General features: G+C 35.5%; 16 protein-coding genes. 12 read left to right on the top strand and 4 right to left on the bottom strand.

Translation table 11 applies throughout. The annotated features are described in order from the left end of the window. Positions 1-3: 3 nt before the first annotated feature. Both C4F49_RS01870 and C4F49_RS01865 read right to left on the bottom strand, forming a co-directional pair. A complete protein-coding gene (locus C4F49_RS01870; RefSeq protein ID WP_196934127.1) occupies positions 4-951 on the bottom strand; it encodes an NAD-dependent epimerase/dehydratase family protein in 948 nt (315 codons plus the stop codon). 34 nt (positions 952-985) lie between these two features. Beyond that, a complete protein-coding gene (locus C4F49_RS01865) occupies positions 986-2650 on the bottom strand; it encodes a lamin tail domain-containing protein (protein WP_196934126.1) in 1665 nt (554 codons plus the stop codon). A gap of 150 nt (positions 2651-2800) precedes the next feature. Between C4F49_RS01865 and C4F49_RS01860 the strand changes: the two genes are divergently transcribed. Then, entirely contained in the window at positions 2801-3790 is a 990-nt protein-coding gene (locus C4F49_RS01860; protein ID WP_196934125.1) for an aspartate-semialdehyde dehydrogenase, read from the top strand. 183 nt (positions 3791-3973) lie between these two features. On the opposite strand, the gene C4F49_RS01855 is transcribed toward C4F49_RS01860, so the two are convergent. Together C4F49_RS01855 and C4F49_RS01850 are read right to left on the bottom strand one after the other, a co-directional pair. Next, positions 3974-4963 carry a Kelch repeat-containing protein gene (locus tag C4F49_RS01855; protein ID WP_196934124.1) on the bottom strand — a complete coding sequence of 330 codons (990 nt, stop codon included), beginning with the start codon at positions 4961-4963 and terminating at the stop codon, positions 3974-3976. A gap of 3 nt (positions 4964-4966) precedes the next feature. Beyond that, entirely contained in the window at positions 4967-6331 is a 1365-nt protein-coding gene (locus C4F49_RS01850; protein WP_196934123.1) for a DUF4270 family protein, read from the bottom strand. 116 nt (positions 6332-6447) lie between these two features. On the opposite strand from C4F49_RS01850, the gene C4F49_RS01845 reads away from it, so the two are divergent. The 11 genes from C4F49_RS01845 (at position 6448) to C4F49_RS01795 (ending at position 20815) form a co-directional block, all read left to right on the top strand. Further along, positions 6448-7890, top strand: a complete 1443-nt coding sequence (locus C4F49_RS01845; protein WP_196934122.1) for a sensor histidine kinase — start codon at positions 6448-6450, stop codon at positions 7888-7890. After that, on the top strand, positions 7887-8561 hold the full coding sequence (locus C4F49_RS01840; RefSeq protein WP_196934121.1) for a response regulator transcription factor: 675 nt from the start codon (positions 7887-7889) through the stop codon (positions 8559-8561). Before C4F49_RS01845 ends, C4F49_RS01840 begins: the two co-directional genes overlap by 4 nt. Before the next feature lie 12 nt (positions 8562-8573). Next, positions 8574-9164, top strand: coding sequence for a bifunctional nicotinamidase/pyrazinamidase (pncA, locus tag C4F49_RS01835; protein ID WP_196934120.1), 591 nt, complete (start codon positions 8574-8576; stop codon positions 9162-9164). A 97-nt stretch (positions 9165-9261) separates the two neighbouring features. Beyond that, entirely contained in the window at positions 9262-9804 is a 543-nt protein-coding gene (locus C4F49_RS01830) for a TetR/AcrR family transcriptional regulator (protein WP_196934119.1), read from the top strand. A 97-nt stretch (positions 9805-9901) separates the two neighbouring features. Further along, a complete protein-coding gene (locus tag C4F49_RS01825; RefSeq protein ID WP_196934118.1) occupies positions 9902-11608 on the top strand; it encodes a glycoside hydrolase family 3 protein in 1707 nt (568 codons plus the stop codon). 174 nt (positions 11609-11782) lie between these two features. After that, a complete protein-coding gene (locus C4F49_RS01820; protein ID WP_196934117.1) occupies positions 11783-13210 on the top strand; it encodes an L-serine ammonia-lyase in 1428 nt (475 codons plus the stop codon). A gap of 255 nt (positions 13211-13465) precedes the next feature. After that, complete coding sequence (locus C4F49_RS01815) at positions 13466-14026, top strand: RNA polymerase sigma factor (protein ID WP_196934116.1); 561 nt, start codon at positions 13466-13468, stop codon at positions 14024-14026. Positions 14027-14098: 72 nt separating this feature from the next. Beyond that, entirely contained in the window at positions 14099-15208 is a 1110-nt protein-coding gene (locus tag C4F49_RS01810; protein ID WP_196934115.1) for a FecR family protein, read from the top strand. Positions 15209-15211: 3 nt separating this feature from the next. Continuing rightward, the gene (locus C4F49_RS01805) at positions 15212-18601 is read left to right on the top strand and encodes a SusC/RagA family TonB-linked outer membrane protein (RefSeq protein WP_196934114.1); all 3390 of its coding nucleotides are present in this window, start codon (positions 15212-15214) and stop codon (positions 18599-18601) included. A gap of 2 nt (positions 18602-18603) precedes the next feature. After that, a complete protein-coding gene (locus C4F49_RS01800) occupies positions 18604-20076 on the top strand; it encodes a RagB/SusD family nutrient uptake outer membrane protein (protein ID WP_196934113.1) in 1473 nt (490 codons plus the stop codon). Between the two features lies 1 nt (position 20077). After that, complete coding sequence (locus C4F49_RS01795; RefSeq protein WP_196934112.1) at positions 20078-20815, top strand: DUF4843 domain-containing protein; 738 nt, start codon at positions 20078-20080, stop codon at positions 20813-20815. The last annotated feature ends 4 nt before the right edge of the window (positions 20816-20819 follow it).

The raw sequence follows: 20819 nt of genomic DNA, 5'->3' as shown, positions 1-20819 counted from the left end.
TTGTTATGCGTTATTTTTAAGGTTTTCAATCATGTCTTTAGTCATTGCCTGCAAATCAAATTTTGGTTTCCAGTTCCAGTCGTTTTGAGCATGCTCATCATTGATGCTGGAGGGCCAAGAATCTGCGATGGCTTGACGCGGGTCATTTTCTTTATACGATAAGACAAAATTAGGAACAATTTTTTTAATTTCATTTCCAATCTGTTCAGGATTGAAACTCATACCGGCTAAATTATAGCTAGATCGGACACGGATATTTTCTGAAGGAGCATCCATCAGTTCGATAGTCCCCCTCACAGCATCTTCCATATACAGCATTGGCAATTCTGTGGACGCTGAAAGAAAGCTTTCATAATTGCCTGAACGCAGCGCTTCGAAAAAGATATGCACCGCATAATCTGTTGTGCCACCTCCAGGTTCAGTTTTCCAAGAAATGATGCCTGGATAACGGATACTGCGAATATCCAATCCGTATTTATGATGATAATATTCACACAGGCGTTCGCCAGCCAATTTGCTGATTCCGTAAATGCTATTCGGATCCATAATGCAATACTGGGGCGTATCCACTTTTGGAGAGTGAGGGCCAAACACGGCGATGGAACTCGGCCAGAATATTTTTTTGATACCTAATTCAACAGCCAAATCCAGGACATTCAACAAACCGTTCATGTTCAGATCCCAAGCTTTTTGAGGATACTGTTCGCCGGTAGCTGACAGCATCGCGGCTAATAGATAGACTTGAGTAATTTGGTGTTTTTCGAATAATGCTTTTAGCGCATTTTTATCCAGAACATTGATTAATTCGAATTGTTCATTTTCTCCTAACTGTTTCGGTTCGCGAATGTCTGAAGTGACGACATTTTCGTGTCCGAATTTTTTGCGAAGCGCAACAGCTAATTCAGTGCCAATCTGCCCGTTAGCGCCTAGTAGAATAATACTTTCTTTCATTGCCTACAAAGATAGTTTTTTTTATGGAGTCCTGTCAATAGCTAATGCCTTTGCGAACCAAAACAAAGCTCTCTTTATAGGTCTCGAAGACGCCATCTTCGCTGTATAATTCGATATAAAATATGTAAATCCCATCAGCTGCATCTTGCTTGTTTTCGCTCTTGCCGTCCCAAGTAATGATTCCTTTAGTTCCTATGTTTTGGTTGCGAATCAATCGGTTGACTAGGTTACCTTTATCATTAAAGATGTAGGCATTTATCATTAAATTTCCTTGGCTTAATTCATAATTCATTTCCAAAAAATCTTGAAAATTATCAAGGTCAGGAGAGAAAGTTTTTGAGCTTAAAAAAAAGCTGTTTTTTTCTGAAATTAATTCACTGTTTTTTGAATTTTCATAACCTGGAGTAGCTCCTTCGCTCAATGTTGATGCAGAAGTAAAGGTATTTATTCCGTTTGTTGGTAAATTTGCTCCTTGTCTTTCTAAGGAAATTCCGTCTGGATCGTCTAGCAGTTGAAGATGATAATCGCTGCTATAATACAGCGAATCACTTAACATTTCTGGAGAATAGATCGTCACAATACCTTGTTCATTCGAATAGGCGGGAAGACTAACTAGCTGAATCATGTTCTCTACAACTGCGCTTGGATAATTCAATTTGATGTTGTCAATATTGCTTGTCAGCACGCGATATTCATTCGGATAGAATAGATGAATACCGGATGAAATTACTCGATTGCCAAGCAACCAGCCTTCGAGATTTATTATAGCGTTGGAATTATTGAATAACTCAACAAAATCAACGCCATCTGCTCGCGGATTAAACAAAACTTCATTAATAATTACGTCGTTGTAATTGATGGGATCTGAAATGAAAATTGTTTTTGAAAGATTTATTCTATTTCCACAGAATTCCACATCATTCAATCCTAAAGTGTACGGTTCATTCTCCAGAAAATTGCTGGAAAATTGAATAGACAGAGTGTCATTTCCTAGAAAATCAACAGCAAGGATATTTCCTAAAGATGGACTTAAAGCAATCTGTTCATTTAAAAGATACAGTGAAAGATTAATGGTTTGATTGAAGATTAGCTTGACGGTATTATCCGTTACTTCTGTCTCTAAAATAGTGAGCTCTGCAAAAAAATCTTCGTCATAAACCGAATTTCGTTTTCCGGGAGTTCCTCCTTGATAATCGAGGCTTGCCATCCAATTTGTTTCTGATTGGCAAGTAAGAACTGGGTTTATCCGTTCTAAACTCCAACCACCATTATCTTTTGCCCCATCTTGGTACCAATCATCCTGATAAAATACGGAATCGACAAGTCTGTTGTTTGGATCGTGTAGGCTGATGGACGTTCCTGTGTTTGTCAAGGTAAACCAACGTGATAGGCCGATGCTGTTGCCATAACGTTCAAATTCGCTGACGTTAGCCGCGCTAACCAGAACTACATGTTGTTTTGGCGCTAAAAAATAGTCAGGCAAGGTTTGGGAATTTGAACCAACCGAATAGCGATAATCTTTTAAATTGAGCGAAATTTCCCCAGCGTTATAAAGTTCAATGTATTCTTGATTTGGCAACAAACTATTTGTCGGATTTGCCATAATCTCGTTAATCAGAATGGTTTGACTTGACACATTCGTGCTATGCATCAGGCATGCTAAAATAGCGAGCACATTGACAAAATTTGGTAAGTTCATAAGTAAAATTTCAAAAACGATAATTAAAATTCTATTTACTTGGTAGATTTGAAACTAAATTTAAAAATTTTTCCAGTTAATTTAGTATGTTTGGCTTCCTAACAATTTAATAATAATAGATTTAAAATTTTTAATTAACAGAATTAACGTATGAAAGTGGCAGTAGTTGGCGCAACAGGACTTGTTGGGTCAGAAATGTTGAAAGTATTAGCGGAACGCAATTTCCCAGTAACAGAATTAATCCCAGTTGCATCAGAGCGCAGCAAGGGTAAGGAAATTGAGTTTAAGGGTAAGAACTATAAGGTCGTTACTCCATTAGAAGCTATTGCTTTGAAACCTAATGTAGCGCTATTTTCTGCGGGAGGAGAGACTTCAAAACAGTATGCTCCTTTATTTGCTGCAGCAGGAATTACCGTAATCGATAATTCATCTGCATGGCGTATGGATACAACAAAAAAATTAGTTGTTCCAGAAGTAAACGGTGACGTGCTTACCGCAGAAGATAAAATAATTTCTAATCCAAATTGTTCGACCATTCAGATGGTGGTTATTTTAAAGCCACTTCATGATAAATATAAGATTAAGCGTGTTGTTGTTTCTACCTATCAGTCCGTAACGGGAACTGGCGTAAAAGCTGTTCAGCAGTTGCAAGATGAGCGTGCTGGAATCGTTGGAGAGAAAGCATATCCGTATGAAATTGATATGAACGTTATTCCTCACATTGATGTATTTCAAGAAAATGGCTATACAAAAGAGGAAATGAAAATGATTCAGGAGACGAATAAGATTATGCAAGATGACTCTATCCGTGTCACTGCGACTACAGTTCGTATTCCAGTTGTTGGAGGACATTCGGAAGCGATAAACATTGAGTTTGAATCTGATTTTGATTTAGCTGAAGTTCGTGAACTTTTGGCAAAACAAGAAGGTGTTATTGTTGTTGATAATCCTGCAAATCTAGAATATCCAATGCCAAAAGATGCGCATGGAAAAGATGAAGTTTTGGTCGGGCGTATTCGTCGCGATGAATCTCAAGACAATACCATCAACATGTGGGTTGTGGCAGATAACTTGAGAAAAGGAGCGGCAACAAATACAGTGCAGATTGCAGAAGCATTGAACAAAAAAGGATTAATCTAAGAGTCCAAAAATAATTAGTAAAACAGCGGCAAATTTTGCTGCTGTTTTTTTATGTTCCAAATTATGGAACAATAGATTTTATTGTCGCTATACTAATGCGTTGCTCATGAAGAGCAGATAGCTATAAACAAAAAAGCGTTGCTGATTTTAAACCAGCAACGCTTTTTTTACGAATTCGTTTGATTAACGAACTGGAATAAATTCCCAGTTATCATCAAAGTATGAAGTTCCGTTAATACCGGTAGCCACATACCCTTTGTTATTCAATGAGAAAGAAACAGCCTTTTCACGAGTTGAACCTAAGAATTCTTGGTGTCCGTCGATCCATGCATCTAAAGATGGGTCATATTTCCAAGTTGTATTTGTAATACCGCTTGAGCTACGACCGCTTGTTACGTAACCGTAGTTTCCGATCGCAAATGCAGCAGTGTTGTATCTTCTTACATCATACACATAAGAATCATCATCTCTAGCAAGATCTTCTAACTGAGTCCAAGTTGTTCCGTCAAATTTGTAAAAATCTTCAGGTAACGCATTGTTTGAATAACCACCGCCTACATAAGCATTGTTTCCAATTACAAAAGAGAAAGCATATGCTTTTTTGTAAGTAAAGTTAGTCGCTAATAAAGTCCAAGTGTTTGCAGTTGGGTCATATTTGTAAAAATCACCATAAGTTTTGTCATTATTATCCGTTCCTAAACCAACATAACCGAATCCACCTAGCGAGAAAGCTACAGCGCCAAAACGAGCTTCGCCTGGAAAGTCAGCAATTTTCGTCCAAGTGTCTGTGGTTGAATTGTACTTATAGAAATCCTTTAACTCCGAAGTTCCATTCCATCCAGTTCCTACAAATCCTTCCGTACCGATTGCAAATCCAACCGCGCTATTTCTGATATCTCCAGGAAATTCAGCTTTAGGGCTCCATGTTTTATCTGATCCGTCAAAAGACCAAGTGTCTTTTAATCTTTCGTTATTTGTTTTAATAATTCCACCTACTAAATAACCTTGATCACCAATGGTAAAATATGCTGATCCATTACGAGGAGTACTTAAAAATACTGAAGTTCTGAACCACTCATCTGGTTCTTCCGTATCATCACTACTACAAGATTGGAAGGATGTTAAAGCAATTGTACAAGCTAGTAATAAAACTAACCAATTTTTCTTCTTCATAAATTATTGAAATTTAGTATATATTATATTTAATTTAATTTTTGGTGCATTATTTTGCGTCGCAATAACAGAAGCATTCGTCGAATTGAACAAGCCTGGTGACATCACACTTAGAAATAAAGATGTGTCATAATAAGCATCTGTTGTTATCGATTTAGTGTATTCTATTAAGTCGAACGTATACGTATTGTTTTTTCCTGTTTGGTTTCCTGCTGTAAATACAGCTTGCTGAATGGACGTTGAATAAGGAGCAGTCAGGTAATAAATCGGAATATTATTGCTATTCGCAACAAAAAGCATTGCCGTTGTTGAAGCCGGATAGTTTCCATCGTAGGCTGAACTCGTCTCGATAATCAGTTCGGCTTTATTAATTGCAATGTTTGATTCCCTCATTAAATCCTGTAACGACTTTAATGTGATTTTAGTTACAACACCAGTTCCCGCTTGGAAAAACAGTTTTCCATTCGTTTCAGTTAGAGTCAATTCTTTTTTAGTTCCGTTTAGCGCTTCGAAAGGTGTTCCCGTGCGGTCGTATTCGAAATTATTGTATTGATAGGTGCGATTTCCTAAGTTCAGCAATTTGTAATCGGTTACTTTAAAGCCTGCCGAATTGATATAACTGTAGTTAAATCTGATTTGGACGGTGTCACTGAATGCTACTAAAGCTTTATTGTTTTCATCTGGTACAAGTGCGATTCCGTTTAAATAATCTAAGAAGAAATCGGTATTCGTTGTCTTGATGTCGGTTGTACGCATGAAATCAAAAAACGTAGTTCCGAAAGTTTGATCTAAACGGATGTCCAATGAATCCATTGATTTTATTCGAGGTCTAAACGATTTTGTACCCAATGGAGTAGCGTCGTAAGGATATACCGTATTGTTAAAAATAGTTGGCCCAGTTACAAAAACCGGAGCATTTGCCGCATCTATCCCTGTTGTAATATCTGTAGTTTCAAAACGTTTGGTAACCTGATGAACACTGAATTTATTGGTAACGGTTGTGTCTCCGTAATAATATCTTGTGCTATGCGGCCTTAAAACCATGTTAACGGAATCAAAAACTGCATTTTCAGGAATTCCCGCAACGTAGTTTTGCAATCCAAGTTCAAAATATGCTGTTGATTTTACGGATCCAATTTCGGCTTGTGAAGTTTTTCCAACTAAAACTACGCCGGTGTTTGCACCAGGCATATAATCTAATTGGTATGTTGAAGTCGTCACAGCCATGGAATCAATAATTGAAACATTTAATGCATCATTCGAATTTCTATCTAAGAAAACACTCATATCTTTGTCGCAAGCAGTGAACAGTGCGATAAACACTGGAAACAGAATAAGAATAAGTTTACCTTTATAAAATTGAATCATACAAATTATTTGTGTGTAAATGTAATTAAAGCTAATTGTTAATCATTGTTATATTTTGTTAAATCTAGCTAATTACTTATGCGGTGCAAATCTACTAATTTAAATTTGTTTTAATTATGTTAAAAAAGTATAAAATAATTATCCTAATCATCTTCCTTACGGCCGGTGGAATAGTTTTTATTCTTTCGATTTGGTTGCACAGCAGTTATAAAAACAAAGAAGAATTATTCATCTCCAATTTTGAACGCGACCTCTTTAATGTTATTCAGGAATTTTATCATTCCCAGCAAGACGTTAAAAATGATACCGCGGAAAATAGATTGCGGTTAAATAGAGGTGATTACAGATTGTTGAGCATAGTTTCTAGCCGGTATCCAAATGTCAATAAAGATACCATTGCCAAAACATTGGATTCATTATATAAGTTGAGGGATCTGCAACGTGATTCGATACGCAAGGCAGAAGGAAATCAAGATAAAGATGTCAACGAGCTGGCTCAAATCTTATCCCCTTTCATGCTTAGAAAGATTGATTTCAACGATAGTACGCTTTCTGTGTTGTCCGAATCAATGAAGGACGCGCTGGACTCGCGTGGCGTTGATGTGCCTTTTACTATTGCGCTCGTAAAGATTGAGCGTGAGAAATATAAGAATTATCAGACTGATTTACGAGCCTCGGGTCAATATAGCACACGTCCCATTTTAATTAATCCGGATGACAATGAATTTCTGATTGCAAAATTTGATAATCCCCAATCCTTTATTATTATGTCGATGGCTTGGCAATATTTGTATGTCGCTATTCTGATTTTCATGCTTATTGCTACCTTCTTTTATCTTTTAAATACAATTAATAGACAGAACAAGTTGGCAACAATGCGAAAGGCTTTTGTCAACAACATGACCCACGAACTTAAAACTCCGATTTCGACGGTGATGGCAGCGGTTGAATCCATTCAGCGATACGGAGCGAAGGATGATAAGGAACGTTTGGATAAATATTTGAAAATCTCAAAAATCGAATTGGAACATCTTTCCTTAATGATCGAGCGTGTTCTGAATTTCGATACGGCTGAAACAAACGGAATCCAATTGGTGAAATCTAATTTTGATATCGTAAAAACAGTCGAATCTTGCATCGAAAGCAGTAAGGTTGGCTTGCTAAAACAAGTTGATTTTGAAGTGCACTCCACGTTGGATAATCCAATTATTTATGCGGATGAATCACATATAAAAAGCGTGCTGAGGAATCTATTGGATAACGCAATTAAATATTCGAACAGTCCCGTACACATTACGATTAATTTAGATCAAGAAAAAGATAACGTAATCTTAAAAATAAAAGACAATGGAATTGGCATTCCAAAAGAACATTTGTCTGATGTGTTCGACATGTTCTTCCGCGTGCCCAGTGGCCATCTTCATAACGTAAAAGGATTCGGCTTGGGATTATCGTATGTCAAACAAGTGGTCGAACAACATGGCGGTTCGGTTTCTATAAATAGCGAGGTAGATAAATACAGTGTTTTTGTAATCAGTATCCCAAATAAAAAAATATGATAAATGTGTTGTATGTGGAAGATGAGTTGAGTCTAGCCATGATTGTTGAGGATAGCTTAATTGCGCATGGATTTAATGTGACTCATCGGAACAATGGGCAAGAAGCGCTTGCCAGTTATTCGAATAAAAAACCAGATGTCATCGTTTTGGATATCATGATGCCACTAATGGATGGTTTCTCTTTAGCGAAAGAGATTCGCAAAAAGGATAATGCGACACCCATAATATTTCTGACTGCTATGACACAAACAGAAGATGTGGTGAACGGATTTCATTTAGGGGGAAATGATTATGTAAGGAAGCCGTTTAAAATCGAAGAGCTGATCGTCAGAATAGAAGCTGCGGTTAAGAAACAAGCAAAACCAGCGGTGGGCCAAAAATATGAAATCGGCAATTACACTCTGGATACCTTAAAATGTACAATTAGTTTTGATGGAGAATTGGAGAAAATTTCATTCCGCGAAAGCGAATTGCTAAAAAAATTATTTGAAGGCAAAGACCGTGTGATTCCTCGAGAAGAAATCATTAAAGCTTACTGGAATGATGATAATTATTTTACAGGACGAAGTCTCGACGTTTTTATCAGCCGGATCAGGAAATTTTTAGCAAAAGACGAACGCATAAAAATCACAAATATTCGTGGAGTAGGATACATGCTGACCGTAGAATGAGTATCTTCGGATATGAAAGCGCTTATCGTAATTGATGTCCAAAATGATTTTTTGCCGGGAGGGAGTTTGGCTGTTCCCAAAGGCGATGAAGTCATCCCGATTATAAACGAATTGATTCCAGCTTATTCTTTGGTTGTTGCTACGCAAGATTGGCATCCAGCTAATCACCAGAGTTTTGCATCACAGCACCCAGATCAGCAAGAATTTGATGCCATTTTATTAAATGGCACGGAACAAGTTTTGTGGCCAGATCACTGTGTCCAAGGAACGTTTGGAGCTGAATTTGCTCCAAGCTTAAAGTTAAATTCTATTTCGGCTATTTTTCGGAAGGGAATGAACAAAAGCATCGATAGCTACAGCGGCTTTTATGATAATCAAAAAAGCCAGAATACAGGACTGACGGGTTATTTGAAAGACCGCGGGATTACGGAAGTCCATCTTTGTGGATTGGCGGCCGACTTTTGCGTTTATTATTCTGCGTTGGATAGTTTGAACGAAGGGTTTGGAACAGCGATTGTTTCTAAAGCGACGCGCGCGATTGATAAAAGCGAGTTTATGGAAAAGAAAAATAACTTTATTCAGCTAGGGGGAAAATTGATTTAATCTGTCATGATTTGGCAAATGCAAGCTGCATTTTATAGAGAATTGCTGATTGTCGCCCATCATGTTTAAAATAATATCTTTGTAGAAATTTAAGTAAATGAAAGAAAATACAATTAGTCGAAAAGAAAGAATTATGAAGGAGGCTTTGCTTCTTTTTTCTTCAAAAGGCTATATGGATACTTCGACGAAAGAAATTGCGCTACAAGCAAACGTTTCGGAAGCTCTCATTTTTAAACATTTTGGCAATAAAGATTCATTGCTGTCTCAGCTAATTAAATCAGGTTATCGACGAGTTATTTTGCAGCACAAGGATATGCTGACCTATAAAAATGCGAAAGATTTTCTTCGAAAAATGATTTTCTTGCCCAATAAATTAGTGTCTGAAGAACCCCAGTTTTGGCGATTGCAAGAGCGCTTATCTCATCATCCTTTTTCAAAATCCCAACATGAGCAGTTTATGAAACCTGTTCAGATTGTATTGAATAAAGCATTTGTTGAATTGGATTATGCTTATCCGGAATTGGAAACCCAATATCTTTTACTGTTAATCGATATGCTCTGGAAAAAAGAAGCTTGTGGAGAGATCAACAATGCGTTAGACATTTCTATCTTGCTGGAAAAGAAGTACAACTTAATTTAGATGCATTTTTTTTGCGGGTTGTAAATAATAAAACGCAAAACATTTTAAAATTCACCTTAAAATCACGTACTTCGTACGGATTTTAAAATCGTAGATCATGATTAAAAGAATTATTTTCCTAATTCCATTCTTAGTATGTACACTTTCGACGCTACAGGCGCAAAAGAAAGCTGATTTTGTCACATTTATTAACCAACAGCATACTTGGGTCGATTCCGTATTTAATAAATTAACTCCCAAAGAACGAATAGCACAGCTTTTTCTAGTGCGTGCGCATACCAATCTTGGGCAAAAATACATTGATTCGGTTGCGAATGTGATTAAAAAAGAGCAATTGGGAGGTTTAGTCGTATTCCAAGGTGGACCTGTTCGCCATGCGAATATGTTTAATCAATATCAAAAAGTGAGCAAAGTTCCTTTGCTGATTACTTTCGATGGAGAATGGGGCTTAGGAATGCGCATGCAGGATTCCACGCTTTCATATCCTTATCAAATGACTTTGGGCGCTATTCAAAATGATAATTTGTTGTACGAAATGGGTAGGCAAGTTGCGAAGGACTTCTTAAGGTTAGGCATGCACTTCAATTTTGCTCCGGTCGTCGATATCAACAACAACCCGAAAAATCCGGTGATTAACTTTCGTTCTTTTGGAGACAATAAACAAAATGTAACCAAAAAAGCAAAGCAATACATGGACGGAATGGTTGATGGAGGAATTATCGCTTCGTTAAAACATTTTCCAGGACATGGGGACACTGATGTCGATTCGCATTATGATTTGCCTCAATTAAATTTCACTAGAAAGCGCTTGGATACATTGGAAATGTATCCGTTCAAAGAGCTAATCAAACAAGGAGCTCCCGCAATCATGGTGGCTCATATGCATATTCCTGCATTGGACAACACGCCGAATATGCCCTCGTCGATTTCCAAAAAAGTAGTTACGGATTTGTTGAGAAGAGAATTAGGTTTCGAGGGCCTGATTGTTACGGACGCAATGGATATGAAAGGCGTAAAGAAATTTTTTCCGAATGGGGAAGCGGACGTAATGGCGATCGAGGCTGGTCATGACTTGTTGGAGGTTTCTGAAAACAGCGCTCGCGCAATCGACTTGATTGAAAAATCCATTGCTAGCGGACGTATAAGACAAGCCGACATTGATGCACGTGTGAAGCGTGTTTTGGCTTCAAAATTATGGCTGTCATTGGATAAATATAAACCGACCACTACACGTAATTTATATGCAGATTTAAATACTGCATCAGCAAAAACATTAATCCAGCGTTTGGCGGATGCGTCTGTAACGGTTCTGAAATCTGACCGTCGTATCCAAGATTTTAATCCTTCGGATGAAACCGCCGTGGTAAGTATTGGTATCGCTTCTGCGCAGGATTTTGAAAAAGGTTTGCAATCACAACTCTCGAACTACACACAATATTATGTGAGCGGAAAAGAGGATAAAGATTATTTAGATAGTATCTCAAAACTTATCCGAAGTAATGACCAATTGGTTTTAGCAATACACGATAATCGTACGCGGCCAAGAAGTGAATTGGATTTTTCTAAAGAAGTTCAAAAATTTATTGATAAATTAGCACGGCGAAAAGCAATTACGGTGATGTTTACGAATCCGTATGCGATCGAGTCTGTTGATATTAACCGCAGCGGAAGCATTATTCTTTCTTATCAGAACGATAACTTTATGCAAAAAGCAGCGTTGAAAGTGTTATTAAATCAAATCAAGCCTGCAGGAAAACTTCCTGTTACTTTATCAAAGAGGTATAAATTTGGTCAAGGAATTTAATCATCCTATATTAAACAAAGGAAAAGGTCGGCGAAAGCTGGCCTTTTCTCGTTATCGGTTATGTTGGAAACGCTTTTTAATTGGTAAATCCTTTTGATTTAATGTGAACTAGTGTAAAACTTAACAGGAATTTTTGAAGAATAAACGATAAGTTTGTTAATCTTATTAAACGACATGGCATCTGAACAAATTTCAATATTTGATATGTTTAAAATCGGTATCGGACCTTCCAGTTCGCATACCTTAGGGCCTTGGCGAGCGGCGCAGCGGTTTGTCGAGCTTTTAAAAGTTCAAAAGAATCTGTCTCAATTGGTAGGAATCAAAATTCTCTTGTACGGTTCTTTAGCTAAAACAGGAACTGGTCATGGAACGGATATCGCCGTATTGTTAGGACTTAGTGGAGATGATCCGGTGACTTTTGATGTGTATCAGGTATTGCCAAAAGTTGAACAGATCAAAACATCCAATCAAATTGTCATAGGCAACGAAAAAGTAATTTCCTTTAAATATACGGAAGACCTGTTGTTTCTTTACACAGAAAGTCTTCCCTTTCATCCGAACGCGTTGACTTTTCAAGCATTCTTCGATGATGAAACTGCCATTTCACAAACGTATTATAGCATCGGTGGTGGTTTCGTTGTTCAGGAAAATGATAGTGAAGGTGTGTTGTCAGAAGTAGATTTGCCATTTCCAGTCCATACAGCTCAGCAATTAATGGTTTGGTGTATGCGAACAGGATTAAAAATTTCAGAATTGGTGCTGGAAAACGAATTGGCTTGGCGTTCTGAAAAAGAAACGAAAGATGGCGTTTTGCAAATATTCAATACGTTGAAAGATTGTATTTATAAAGGGTGTCATACTTCTGGCGTGCTTCCTGGAGGGCTACATGTTGAGCGTCGTGCTGCCAAACTCAATCAACGATTATTAAAAGGAAAAGCCTATTCCAATTATGAGGAATGGATGGCGTCCATTCGCGAAGGGGGTAAAGATTTTGGTTATATTTTGGATTGGGTAAGTTGTTTTGCATTAGCGGTAAATGAAGAAAACGCATCCTTCGGGCGTGTGGTTACCGCGCCGACGAATGGGGCTGCGGGAGTAATTCCAGCAGTGCTGCAATATTACATTACGTTTTACGATTGTTATTCAGAAGACAAAATTATTCAGTTCATTGCGACAGCATCAGAAATCGGATCAATTTTCAAAAAGGGCGCGACTATTTCTGCCGCAATGGGTGGATGCCAAGCTGAAATTGGTGTTTCTTCAGCAATGGCTGCAGGAGCTTTGACCGAATGTTTGGGCGGATCACAACGCCAAGTTTTGATGGCTGCCGAAATCGCCATGGAACATCATTTGGGCCTAACCTGTGACCCGATCGGTGGGTTGGTGCAGATTCCATGCATCGAACGAAATACCATGGGCGCCATAAAGGCGATCACCGCCGCGCAGCTGGCTCTGCAATCTAACCCAGACAAAGCTAAAGTTTCATTGGATGCAGTTGTGAGTACTATGTGGGATACTGCGCAGGACATGAACGTCAAGTACAAAGAAACTGCCGATGGCGGTCTAGCTATCCAAATTCCTTTAAGCTTGCCGGAGTGTTAGGTTGAGATTTTATTCCTAAATATATTTTCATTTATTTTCCATCAATTTTGTAGCGAAAGCCATACTTACTCGTTGTTTTATAATATTATTTAACTACTAGTTTGATTATAATTTAAAAAATTATTAATTTGGTGGTTAATAAAGCCTTATGAAAGCATTTTCCTAAAATATTAGTTGTTTTCATGCAGTAAAACTTCTAAATATTTTAATTTTTTAATAGTTATAACCAGTTAGGGGTTTTGAGATTTTGTTTTTGTGAAAAATAAATTTATTCATAGTTCTGATAATGAGTTGTTAATGCTGATTAATGACCGGAATCCTCATGCTTTTACGGAGTTGTACAATAGATATAAGAAACCATTACTTATTTATGCCTATCAAAAACTGGAAAATAAGCAAGAGGCCGAAGATGTGGTGTCTGAGCTATTTATTAAACTATGGAATGATAGCCAATCTATAATTCTTCAAGGGGAATTCAGGTATTATGTTTTTAAAATGCTTAAAAACAGAATCTTAAATCAAATTTCTAGTTCTCAGAGAGTTCACGTTTTTGTTGAATCCCTAAGTCATTTTTCGAATACTCATCAGAATGACACTGATTTTTTAATCAGGGAAAAGCAGTTTGATGTTGAAATCGACAATTATCTAAATCGTTTTTCCGACCGCCAAAAACAGATGGTAAAAATGAGGATAGAGGGTTATAAAAATCCAGAAATCGCAGAAGAGCTTGGTATGTCCGAAAAGACTGTTCGGAATCAGTATTCGTCAATTGTCAAGAGCATCAAAACCAAATTTGGTTCAATTCTATTTTTTTAGGGACAATCATGCCCCCAAAATTGTCATTTCCCAAATACGCCTAAAAAAGGTATTAACTTAATTAAATAGTTTATGATTAATAGCGAATTATTTAAAAAATATATTCGCGGCGAATGCACTGTTGAGGAGTGTCAATTGATAGAAGATTGGTTAGCTCAGTACAATGCAGATAAGCCGATCGATTTTTCAGAAATCAATCAGATGCTTGATTCGATGGATAAGAAGCTGGACTCAGAAATTCCTTTGCCATCTAGTCAGAAAAACTATTGGCTTCATGTTTTAGTCGCAGCTTCGGTACTTTTATTTTCTACATTTTTCTTTATTCGAGTAAATCAAGAAGACCCACAAGATTTAGTCGCTCAAAATGAAAAACTTGCTCCAACTGGCAATAACGCAATTATTATTTTGGAAGATGGTTCAACCTATAAACTGGACGATCTTAAGCAATTTGATACTATTGACGCAAATTCCTATTTGATTACCCGAAATCAGGAGGGTCAATTAATTTATATTGAAAAATACGATAGCGATGTGCTAGTATATAATACAATTCAAACAAATTACGGGGGTATCGTAAATTTTGAATTGAGCGATGGTTCGCAAGTCTGGATCAACTCAAAATCGAAAATCACTTATCCGATCAAATTTTCAGAAAATAGCAGGGAAGTATCTCTAGAAGGAGAAGCCTATTTTGAAGTTGTTTCAAGTAAAGAATTAAAAAATCATCCAGCTTTTTTTGTAAAGACAAAGCAACATACGCTTGAGGTTCTTGGTGCGCATTTTAACGTAAACTCGTATAAAAAGCAATACGAAGTTGCTTTATTGGAAGGGCATGTTCAAATTAAAAATAATCATTTAGAGAATAATTCAATTCAATTATATCAAAATCAAATTTACGATGGAGCAATGATACAAAAAGACGCCAATATTGAACGATTCATAGATTGGAAATCGGGCTATTTTGATTTCTCGCATTTAACATTGCAAGAAATATCAGAAAAGTTATCTAACTGGTATGGTGTGGAATTTGAAATAAGCAAATCATTACAATCAAAACAAGTTTTCGGTCAAATTGATAGAAAAAAATCCTTACTTGATGTGTTGAAATTGTTAGAAAAAACGATGCCTATAACCTATAAAGTTGAACATAACAAAATATTTATCTACCAAAAATTAATCTGATAAATGAATTTAAATTTATATGAGAAACATAGACTATTCAAAGAATTAAAATTACAACAGGCAATTAATAAATATAGAAAGATCATTTATATACTATCTATCTTTTTTATGTTTTCAATTTCCCTTGCTAATGCTCAAAATATTTCTTTGAATGAGAAAAATGAAAAAATAGAAAAGGTACTAACTAAAATAAGAAGTCAAACAGGACTTGATTTTTTAGGAGACCTCAAACTTTTTCAAAATGCAAAATTAATTACGATTAATGTGCAGAATCAGCCAGTATCAAATGTACTCGCTGAATTATCAAAAGGACAAAATTTTAAGTTATCCATTAGTAATAAAACTATTATTGTGGAACCGCTACCTAAAGATATTTCAATGACGATGCCTGATAAGCTAAGCGTTACGCAGGATGTATATCTTTTGCGAGGTACAATATTAGATGAAGATAATAAGCCTGTTCAAGGGGCTACTATTAGGGTGCCAGATATGGCTAAGTTAGTGGCTAAATCAGATGAAAATGGGTTATTTACTATAGGTGTAAAAGCTGACTCTAAAATTCAAGTTACCATGCTTGGTTATCTAACACAAGAATTTGAAGTTGAAAATAAAACTTCTATTGCTATACATTTAGTTCTGGAAGATAACCTAATAGAAGATGTAGTCGTTACAGGTTATTCTAAAATTTCTAAGGAAAGTTTTACTGGAGCTGCGACAACCATTACGCGTAAGGAGTTAGAGAAATTTAATAATAACAATATCTTTTCTGTATTGCAAAGTATAGATCCTGCATTTAAAGTTGATGAAGGCGTTATAAATGGTTCCAATCCTAATGTTATTCCTGAAATTAATATTCGAGGGATATCTAGTGTAGGAGATTATGCTGTAAATGCGCCATTAGTAATTGTAGATGGTTTCGAGATTTCTCTTGCTGCCTTATATGACTTGGATGTAAATAGAATAGAAACTATCTCAATTCTAAAAGATGCTAGCTCCACTATTCTATATGGATCAAGAGGAGGAAATGGAGTAATCGTTATAGAAACTAGACTTCCAAAAGAGGGTAAGTTTACAGTCACATACGATGCAAAACCATCAGTAACCATAGTTGATTTGTCAGATTATAGTTTAATGAATGCTAGTGAAAAGTTAGCTTACGAAAGTTTGGCTGGACTTTACACGAGCAAATTAAATGATGCTACGGATAGACTTATGGAAAATGAATTTCTAACTAATTTATATAATCAAAGGTTATCCGATGTGCAGGCAGGGACAGATACGTATTGGCTTTCACAGCCTGTACAAAGCACCATTTCGGTAGCGCACAGTATTCGTATGGAAGGTGGTAGTGATCCAGTAAGATATAGCATTGATGGAAATTACAATAATTTCCTAGGCGCTATGAAAGAGTCGGGTAGAGAAAGAGGTGGAGCTGGATTTAATTTACTTTATCGAATTCCTAATAAGTTTACCTTTAGAAATTATGCTACATATCAATACACGAAAGAATCAAACAGCCCTTACGGGGACTTTTCGACATATACTCGATTAAATCCTTATGAGAAAATTTACGATGAAAACGGAGAAATAATTGCTTCCTATAATAATTATGATGGAGACTATAATTTTGGCGCAACCCAATTTAATCCAATCTATGATGCACAATTCCCATATTTGAATTACACAACAACAAACTACATCGCAAATAACATTGATATTGAATGGCGTATATTAAAGAACTTATTGTTTAATGTTAAAGGTGTAATAGGACGAACTTTTGTAGAACAACAATATTATAGTTCACCTTTTCTTTCAATTTATGCAGAAGAAACAGATCCGTCTTACAAAGGTTCACTGGATGAAATATCAGGAGATAGTTTCAATTATAGTGCAAATGCATCCCTGAATTATACAAAATCAATAAAAAAGCATAGCATTTCAGTATTAGGTGTGGCAGAAATAATTAACCAAAATACTAATAGTACAGAGCATAATTATATAGGATTTGTTGATGATCGTTTTATGAATGCTAGTCAAGCTTTGCAATATAATCCTTCCTATATTATGCCCAGTGTAATATCTAGTCCTATAAGATTAGTGTCATTAGCAGGAAGTTTCACATATGCTTATGATAATAAAATTTATGCTACAACCTCCTATAGATTGGATGGTTCTTCACAATTTGGAAACGATAATAGATATGGACAATTTTATAGTTTTGGTTTAGCTTATAATTTGCATAAGGAGGAGTGGTTTAAAAATAACATCGTTTCTAATTTGAAAATTTTTGCTAATACCGGCATAAATGGATCAGATAGCTTCAGTGCAGATATGACTACTACAGGGTATACTTTTATAAATAATTATGTATACCTGAATCAATATGCTGCAGTTTATTCTAGTCAAGGAAATGAAAGTCTTCGTTGGCCACAAATTAAACAAAATTCTGGTGGAATAGAATTAGGTTTATTTAACAATGCTATCAATATCAAGGCTAATATTTATGATAAATTAACTACCGACATGATATCTACTATTAGTGTTGCGCCATCATTTGGTTTTGCCAATAATATGTTTTATCAAAATTTAGGTAAGGTTAGTAACAAAGGATTTGAAATTAGCAGTAGTTTTCAAGTTTACAAAAATACAGAAAATGATATCTTATGGTTGTTGAATTTTAGTGCCATCCAAAACAGGAGCAAGTTGTTAGAAATATCAGATGAGCTAAAAGCTCTGAATGAATCCATGCTATCTACTGATCCTGATGATCCAATAACAGCACCCTCACAATACTATCAAGAAGGAGAATCTTTAAGTAATATTACAGCTGTTCGCTCATTAGGTATAGATCCTGCAACCGGTAGAGAGGTTTATTTGGATATTAATGGGAATAGAACTTTTACATGGAATGCTAATGATCAAGTGGTTGTAGGTAATGCCGAACCTAATCTTTTTGGAACATTTGGAACAACATTTAATTACAAAAGATTTTCGGCTCAATTAATTTTTAATTATACAGTAGGAGGCGATATTTATAATCAAACCCTAATGGATAAAGTTGAAAATAATGATCCTTATGTAAATGCAGATATCCGAGTTTTGGAAGATCGTTGGCAACAACCTGGAGATGTAGCCATGTTTAAGAGTATTTCTGATCAAACAATTACTCAAATATCTAGCAGGTTTGTACAAAGAGAGAATTATTTAAGGTTTTCGACGCTAAATCTTAATTATGAAATTCCACCAAAGATTTTATCAAAATTCAAATTACAAAGGGCAAAGTTTAATTTTTCGTGCAATGATATATTCCGCTACAGCACCGTACAAATGGAAAGAGGAACCTCTTATCCTTATGCAAGGACATATAATTTTGGACTTTTAATACAATATTAATTATGAAAAAGATACTTTTTATTATAACACTTATTATATGCTGTAGTTGTGATAAATATTTGGATGTCCAACCTTCTAATGTTGCTTACGAACCAGATTTATTTTCCACGAGGAGTGGCTTTGAAGCCGCACTAGCAAATGTTTATTTTGGATTGACAAGTACTGATCTATATGGTCGAGAAATGAAATATGGTTTCGTTGAAACATTAGTAGGATATTATAAGATTACAAGTACAAGTCATGAACTTTATGAAGCCAGCCAATACAATTATCTTCATTCTAAAGTTAACCCTTTTTTAACCAATTTTTGGAATGAGTCCTATAATTTAATAAATCAATGCAATATTATTCTACAAAACTTAGATAATATTAAGGATGATCCATACTATAATATCATAAAGGGTGAAACGCTTGGTTTAAGAAGTCTAATTCATTTTGAATTACTTAAATATTTTGGGCCATGCATTAGCGTTGAAGGTCTATCAGCTACAGCAATTTCATATCGTGATAAAGTTGATTATGTAGCAACTAAATTTAGTTCCGCCCAAGAATTCATAGATTTTCTGATTAGAGATTTGGAAGAAGCGGAATTAGCTTTACAAAATGATCCCGTGATTACCAATTCTCGATCTGCAAACTTGAATACGAATCAATACGAACAATACAACTCACTGATTGATAAAAGAGGAGAACGTATCAATTATTATGGAGTAAAAGCGATGAGAGCAATGGTTTATCAATGGAAGGGTGATGCATCTAAAGCTGGTGAAATTGCAGAAGAAATAATTGCAGAATTAAAATTATCACCAACTTTTAGACTTACAATAGATTCGGATTTAAATAATCCTACAGGACTAAATGTAGATATAAAAATGAATATGGAAAATCTTTTTGGTCTATATATTCGTGATTTAAAAACAAAAGCAACCTATTATTTGCCAGAATTAGCTACTTCAGTACTAGAAAGCAACTATTATATTTATCCAGATCCAAATTTAGGATCCTCATTATACACAGAAGCTCCCCATGGTAGTACAAATGATTATAGATTTGGAAAATGGTTTGGTTATAACTTAGCACAATGGAGATTCATTAAATATGACACATCTTCTCTACCAGTAAATAATACTGAATATAGTAATTTTTATGAAATTAAAATGATAACGCTTCATCAGGTTTATATGATAGCATGCGAAAGTTTAGTTGATACTAATTTACAGAAGTCGATTGATTATTTTAATGAGGTTAGAGTAGCTAGAAGTCTTACAGCTTTAAGTAGCACAGGAATGACCAGCGACACTTTGAAAGAGTATTTGTTCAAAGAAGTTAGAAAAGAAAGCATTGGGGACGGAAATTTATTTACTACATACAAACGCATGTTTAGAAATATAGATCGCGAAATAAATGTTAATGCTAGTCTGTCTATATTCAAATTTCCAATTCCCACAGAAGAGTTAACTTATAATCCTAATTAATATGAAAAGGTCTTTATATATACTAGTTATTGTTCTTTTATTTGGATGTAAAAAAGATGGTAGCATTGAAACTTATCAAACAGAATCAAGCTATGTTTACTTTGCATTACCAAACCCTGATACTAATAGCCCAGAAAAATATGCTGATACTACGGGATTTAATTTTGCGTTGATATCTGATATTTATCTCACTGAAACAACAGTTAAAATACCAGTTAGAATTATGGGAATATCTTCAAATGTGGATAGAAAATATAGTGTTACAATTTCATCAGAATCCGATTATGATCCAGCGTTAGTAGAGTTGTCAGACTTTGTTATACCAGCAAATGAATATGAAGATACATTGTACGTTACTATTAAAAACGATGTGATATTAGAAACTAAAATAATGAAACTAAAACTTGATTTAGTAGCTAATAATGATTTTGAAGTTGGAAATATTTATAACAAATCAATTGAAATATCATTTACAGATCAATTAATTAAACCAAGTTGGTGGAATACATGGCAAATATACTTCGGAACTTATTATAAGGAAGTTTATCAAGCATGGATTCAAATTTATCCAGAGGGTGCGGATCCAACAGGATATTATTGGAATAATATGCCACCTTCAGCAAGTTGGATATCGTATCCAGTTACTTACGCATTTATACAGGCTTTAGAGAAATTTTTTATTGATAATGTGATTTATCCTGAAAATGACTCAACGAAACCAAGAATTTTATTACCATAATTTA

This window comes from Sphingobacterium hungaricum (assembly GCF_015210005.1).
Classification (GTDB): domain Bacteria; phylum Bacteroidota; class Bacteroidia; order Sphingobacteriales; family Sphingobacteriaceae; genus Sphingobacterium; species Sphingobacterium hungaricum.
This window is presented reverse-complemented; position numbering and strand designations above follow the sequence as displayed.

Coding starts and splice junctions, on each gene's coding strand:
- C4F49_RS01870 (WP_196934127.1), bottom strand. CDS start 951: ATGAAAGAAAGTATTATTCTACTAGGCGCTAACGGGCAGATTGGCACT.
- C4F49_RS01865 (WP_196934126.1), bottom strand. CDS start 2,650: ATGAACTTACCAAATTTTGTCAATGTGCTCGCTATTTTAGCATGCCTG.
- C4F49_RS01860 (WP_196934125.1), top strand. CDS start 2,801: ATGAAAGTGGCAGTAGTTGGCGCAACAGGACTTGTTGGGTCAGAAATG.
- C4F49_RS01855 (WP_196934124.1), bottom strand. CDS start 4,963: ATGAAGAAGAAAAATTGGTTAGTTTTATTACTAGCTTGTACAATTGCT.
- C4F49_RS01850 (WP_196934123.1), bottom strand. CDS start 6,331: ATGATTCAATTTTATAAAGGTAAACTTATTCTTATTCTGTTTCCAGTG.
- C4F49_RS01845 (WP_196934122.1), top strand. CDS start 6,448: ATGTTAAAAAAGTATAAAATAATTATCCTAATCATCTTCCTTACGGCC.
- C4F49_RS01840 (WP_196934121.1), top strand. CDS start 7,887: ATGATAAATGTGTTGTATGTGGAAGATGAGTTGAGTCTAGCCATGATT.
- pncA (WP_196934120.1), top strand. CDS start 8,574: ATGAAAGCGCTTATCGTAATTGATGTCCAAAATGATTTTTTGCCGGGA.
- C4F49_RS01830 (WP_196934119.1), top strand. CDS start 9,262: ATGAAAGAAAATACAATTAGTCGAAAAGAAAGAATTATGAAGGAGGCT.
- C4F49_RS01825 (WP_196934118.1), top strand. CDS start 9,902: ATGATTAAAAGAATTATTTTCCTAATTCCATTCTTAGTATGTACACTT.
- C4F49_RS01820 (WP_196934117.1), top strand. CDS start 11,783: ATGGCATCTGAACAAATTTCAATATTTGATATGTTTAAAATCGGTATC.
- C4F49_RS01810 (WP_196934115.1), top strand. CDS start 14,099: ATGATTAATAGCGAATTATTTAAAAAATATATTCGCGGCGAATGCACT.
- C4F49_RS01805 (WP_196934114.1), top strand. CDS start 15,212: ATGAATTTAAATTTATATGAGAAACATAGACTATTCAAAGAATTAAAA.
- C4F49_RS01800 (WP_196934113.1), top strand. CDS start 18,604: ATGAAAAAGATACTTTTTATTATAACACTTATTATATGCTGTAGTTGT.
- C4F49_RS01795 (WP_196934112.1), top strand. CDS start 20,078: ATGAAAAGGTCTTTATATATACTAGTTATTGTTCTTTTATTTGGATGT.